Here is a 4771-nt window from a genome sequence, read left to right as displayed (position 1 = left end):
ACCTGCGCCTCACCTTCGCCGAAGCCTGGCGGCGCTCCCTCGCCCAGGCCGGCGCGCTGGCCGCCCTCGGCGTACGGCCGGGTGACCGGGTCGCCCTGATGGCCCCCAACACCGCCGAGTTCCCGCTCGCCTACTACGCGGCCATGGCGGTGGGCGGTGTCGTCGTCCCCGTCCACCTGCTGCTCTCGGCCACCGAGGTCGAGCACGTCCTCAAGGACAGCGGTGCCACCCTGCTCCTCGCCCACCCGGCCCAGGAGGCCACCGCCCGCGCGGCCGCCGAGCCCCTCGGCATCCGGGTGGTCGTCCTCGGCGAGGAACTGGAGAAGCTGGCGGTCGACGCCGAGCCGCCGCACTCGTACGTCACCCGGTCCGCCGACGACCCGGCCGTCGTCTTCTACACGAGCGGCACCACCGGCGTCCCGAAGGGGGCCGTGCTCAGTCACTTCAACATCGTGATGAACGCGACCGTCAACGCCTTCGACGCCAACGACATCCGCCCCGACGACATCGTCCTCGGCGCGCTCCCGCTCTTCCACGCCTTCGGGCAGACGGTCTCCCTCAACTCCACCTGGCGCGCGGGCGCGACGCTCGTCCTGATGCCCCGCTTCGACGCCGCCCGCGCGATCGAGATCATGGTCGCCGAGCGCGTCAACACCTTCCACGGCGTCCCCACCATGTTCGTCTCCCTCGCCGCCGTCGCGGCCGGCGCCGCCGCCCTGCCCGACCTGCGGCTGTGCATCTCCGGCGGCGCCTCGCTGCCGGTGGCCGTGCTGGAGAGGTTCGAGTCGGCGTTCGGCGCCCGGATCTACGAGGGGTACGGCCTGTCGGAGACCTCCCCGGCCGCCACCGTCAACCAGCCCGTCTTCGGCACCCGCGCCGGCACCATCGGCCACCCGCTGTGGGGCGTGGACGCCGAGATCGCCCGGGCGGACGTTGAGGACCGGGTCGAACTCGTTGCGCCCGGCGAGCTGGGCGAGGTCGTCATCCGGGGCCACAACGTCTTCTCCGGCTACCTCGGCCGCCCGGAGGCCACCGCCGAGGCGCTGGTCGACGGCTGGTTCCGCACCGGCGACCTCGGCACCAAGGACGAGGACGGGTTCCTGCGGATCGTCGACCGCAAGAAGGACGTCATCATCCGCGGCGGCTACAACGTCTACCCCCGCGAGGTCGAGGAGGTGCTCGCCCGGCACCCGGAGATCGCCCAGGTCGCCGTCATCGGGCTCCCCGATGAGCTGCACGGCGAGGAGATCTGCGCGGTCGTCGTCCCCGCGCCGGGCCACACGCCCGACGCCGCCGCGATCACCGCGTGGTCCAAGGAGCACCTCGGCAAGCACAAGTACCCCCGCCGTATGGAGTTCACGGACGTCCTCCCGCTCGGGCCCAGCATGAAGGTGCTCAAGCGGGAACTGCGCGCCCGGTACGCCGCCGGCTGAGCCCCCGGCGCCCGGCCGGACGTGTGCACATAGCATCAGTCTTCGCATGAACATGATGACGCTCTGGCACATATCCGGCTGGGAGTTCGCCGCCCTCGCCCTCGCCGCCCTCCTCGTCGGCTTCTCCAAGACCGCCGTCAGCGGGGCCAACACGGTCAGTCTCGCCGTCTTCGCGGCCGTCCTGCCCGCCCGCGCCTCCACCGGCGTCCTTCTCCCGCTCCTCATCGCGGGCGACACCTTCGCCGTCCTCACCTACCGGCGCCACGCCCACTGGCCGACCCTGTGGCGGCTGTTCCCCGCCGTCGCGGCCGGAGTGGTGGCGGGCACCCTGTTCCTCGCCCGCGTCGGCGACGGGATCGTACGGATCTCCATCGGCGTGATCCTGCTGATGATGACCGGCATCACCCTGTGGCGACGGCGTCAGGAGGCGACGGAGGACGTCAGCACGCGGACCGGCCGGGTGACGGCGGGGGCGTACGGCGTGATGGGCGGCTTCACCACCATGGTCGCCAACGCGGGCGGACCGGTGATGTCGATGTATCTCCTCTCCGCGGGCTTCCGCAAGATGGGCTTCCTCGGCACCTCCGCCTTCTTCTTCCTCATCGTCAACGTCGCCAAGATCCCCTTCAGCGCCGCCCTCGGCCTGATCGACGGCAACTCGCTGCTGCTGGACGCGGCTCTGCTGGTCTTCGTCGTGCCCGGCGCGTTCCTCGGCCGGTGGGCCGTCCACAAGATCAACCAGCGGCTGTTCGACCGCATCGTCATCGTGGCGACCCTCGTCGGGGCGGTCGAACTCCTCCTCACCTGACCGGATGCGTACGCTCACCCCATGCCCGCGCACGTCCTGATCCTCGGCGGCACCACCGAGTCCCGCCGCCTCGCCACCGCCCTCGCCGCCCGCCCCGGTCTCCGGGTCACCACCTCGCTCGCGGGGCGCGTGAGCCGGCCCGGGGCGGTCGACGGCGAGGTGCGGGTCGGCGGGTTCGGGGGCGCGGCGGGGCTGGCCGACTGGCTGCGCACCCACCGGGTGACCGCGCTGGTGGACGCGACCCATCCCTTCGCGGCGCGCATCAAGGAGAACGCGGCGGAGGCGGCACGCGTGGCCGGAGTCCCGCACGCGGTCCTGCGCCGCCCCGGCTGGGACCTCGACGACGACTGGCATCCGGTGGCATCCCTGGAGGAGGCGGCGCGGCTCGTACCCCGCCTGGGGCGACGGGTGTTTCTCAGCACGGGTCGGCTCGGTCTCACCGCCTTCGCGGGCCTGACGGCCACTCGGTTCGTGGTGCGCTCGGTGGAGCCACCGGAGCCGCCGCTGCCCCCGCACTGTGAAATCCTCCTGGCGCGAGGTCCGTTCAGTCTCTCGGACGAGTCGGACCTGCTCCGCAGGCACCGCATCGACGTCCTGGTGACGAAGGACAGCGGGGGAGCGGCCACGGCGCCGAAACTGGCCGCCGCCCGCTCGCTCTCGTTGCCGGTGGTCGTCGTACGCCGCCCCGAACTCCCCTCCGGTGTCGAGGCGATGCCGGACGTGGACGGTGTACTGGCCTGGCTGGCCGGGGTCATTCCCGCCGAGGGTGCCGGCGCAGCAGATAGGTGTCCATGATCCAGCCCTTGCGCTCCCGCGCCTCCGCCCGCACCCGCTCGATCTCCGGACCGGCCTCCGCGAGCGGACCGGAGACCAGGATCTCGTCCGGGGTGCCGATGTACGCGCCCCAGTAGATGTCGATGTCCTCCCCGGCGTACTCCCGGAACGCCTGGTGGGCGTCGAGCATCACCACCACGTCGTCCACCCCCTCCGGGAGCCCCTCCGCCAGCCGCCGCCCGGTGGTGATCTGCACCGGCCGCGCCACCCGGTTCAGGCCGGTCCGGTGCCGGGCGACCAGCGCGGAGACGCTGCTGATGCCGGGCACCACGTCGTACGTGAACTCCACCGCGCCCTTGGCCAGCACCTCTTGCAGGATGCCGAGCGTGCTGTCGTACAGCGAGGGGTCGCCCCACACCAGGAACGCGCCCGTGCCGTCCTCCGCGACCTCCTCCGCGATGAGCCGCTCGTAGATCCCCGCGCGGGCGGTCCGCCAGTCCTCGACGGCCGGCGAGTAGGCCGCACCGCCCGCCCTCCGGTCCCGCTCGGGGTCCCGGGCCGCCACCACCCGGTACGACCCCCCGGGCAGATGCGCGTCCAGGATGTCCCGGCGCAGCCGCGTCAGATCACTCTTCACCTCGCCCTTGTCGAGCAGGAAGAACACGTCCGTGCCGCGCATCGCCTTGACCGCCTGCAACGTGAGCTGGTCGGGGTCGCCCGCACCGATACCGATGACATGAATCTTTCGCACCCACCGAGTCTGCCGCACGGGGTGAAGGGGGCCGGATACGGGGGCGGTGACGGGAACCGGGAGGCCCGCGGGGGCGTGGTAATGATCATGGCGGGATCGACAGTGATCTTCCGCCCGTTCGATGACGGAGGCTCAGCATGACGAGAACGACCCGTGCGGCACTGCTCCTCGCGGCCGCGGCCCTCACCCCGGCCCTCCTCCTCTCCACCTCCGCGTCCGCCGCCGTCGCGGCCACGACGGTCTCGGTCACGGCGTCCACCCCGGTGGACCAGATGTCCGACGACGACGTCCGGGTCGCCATCTTCCGCATCCTCGCGGACCCGGCGAGCGGCAAGGCGGTCCTCCGCGAGGCCAACGAGGCACTGAACGGCACGATCGCGGACCAGCGGGCGTTCCTGGAGACGGGTTACCGGCTGGCGCAGGCCGAGGACGACCGGGTGGCCATCACTCGCATCCTCGCGGACCCGAAGAGCGGGAAGGCAGTGATCCGGGAGGCGAGCAGGGCGCTGGACGGGACGATGGACGACCAGCGGGCGTTCCTGGAGACGGGTTACCGGCTGGCGCAGGGCGAGGACGACCGCGTGGCCGCCCTCCGCATCCTCGCCGACCCCAAGTCCACCCCGGCCCTCCGCGCCGCCGCCTCCGCGGCGCTGGACGGCACGCTGGAGGAGCTGCGGTACTTCATCGCGGTGGGGCAGTACCAGGTGCGCTAGCGCCCGGCAGGGAGTCGCTCCGGGTCGCACGTGGGTACTCGGCTCTTCCGGTGAGCCCGGACGTGCCGGGTCCCGCGGACGGAGGCAGCCGCCATGTACGACAGCCCCCTTGCAGGCCGTACCGTCGTCGTGACCGGGGCCGCGCGCGGCCTGGGCGCGGCCCTGGCCCACGCGTTCGCCGAACGCGGCGCGCGGCTCGCGCTGCTCGGCCTGGAAGGGCCGCAACTTGAGCGAGTGGCGGCATCGCTCCCGCCGCCGGTGATCGCCCTGGAGGCCGACATCACCGACTTCG

The 4771-nt window shown here is 72.5% G+C and carries 6 protein-coding genes; 5 read left to right on the top strand and 1 reads right to left on the bottom strand.

Translation table 11 applies throughout. From position 1 onward, the window contains the following. From GT030_RS08505 to GT030_RS08495, 3 genes are all read left to right on the top strand, one after another. On the top strand, positions 1–1433 hold a 1433-nt coding region (locus GT030_RS08505; protein ID WP_161200566.1), incomplete at its 5' end, for a long-chain fatty acid--CoA ligase. Between the two features lie 46 nt (positions 1434–1479). Further along, on the top strand, positions 1480–2241 hold the full coding sequence (locus GT030_RS08500; protein WP_161200565.1) for a sulfite exporter TauE/SafE family protein: 762 nt from the start codon (positions 1480–1482) through the stop codon (positions 2239–2241). A gap of 21 nt (positions 2242–2262) precedes the next feature. Beyond that, positions 2263–3036 carry a cobalt-precorrin-6A reductase gene (locus GT030_RS08495; RefSeq protein WP_161200564.1) on the top strand — a complete coding sequence of 258 codons (774 nt, stop codon included), beginning with the start codon at positions 2263–2265 and terminating at the stop codon, positions 3034–3036. Here the strand turns inward: GT030_RS08495 and cobF are convergent. Further along, positions 2993–3766 carry a precorrin-6A synthase (deacetylating) gene (gene cobF / locus GT030_RS08490; protein WP_161200563.1) on the bottom strand — a complete coding sequence of 258 codons (774 nt, stop codon included), beginning with the start codon at positions 3764–3766 and terminating at the stop codon, positions 2993–2995. The two genes, GT030_RS08495 and cobF, sit on opposite strands and share 44 nt — an antisense overlap. A 137-nt stretch (positions 3767–3903) precedes the next feature. On the opposite strand from cobF, the gene GT030_RS08485 reads away from it, so the two are divergent. Together GT030_RS08485 and GT030_RS08480 are read left to right on the top strand one after the other, a co-directional pair. Continuing rightward, the gene (locus GT030_RS08485) at positions 3904–4479 is read left to right on the top strand and encodes an ALF repeat-containing protein (RefSeq protein ID WP_161200562.1); all 576 of its coding nucleotides are present in this window, start codon (positions 3904–3906) and stop codon (positions 4477–4479) included. 93 nt (positions 4480–4572) lie between these two features. Continuing rightward, on the top strand, positions 4573–4771 hold a 199-nt coding region (locus GT030_RS08480), incomplete at its 3' end, for an SDR family NAD(P)-dependent oxidoreductase (RefSeq protein ID WP_161200561.1).

This window comes from Streptomyces sp. SID1328 (assembly GCF_009865595.1).
In the GTDB taxonomy this organism is placed as follows: Bacteria; Actinomycetota; Actinomycetes; order Streptomycetales; family Streptomycetaceae; genus Streptomyces; species Streptomyces griseoluteus.
Note: the sequence above shows the minus strand (reverse complement) of the source record. Positions and strands in the feature narration are given on the sequence as shown.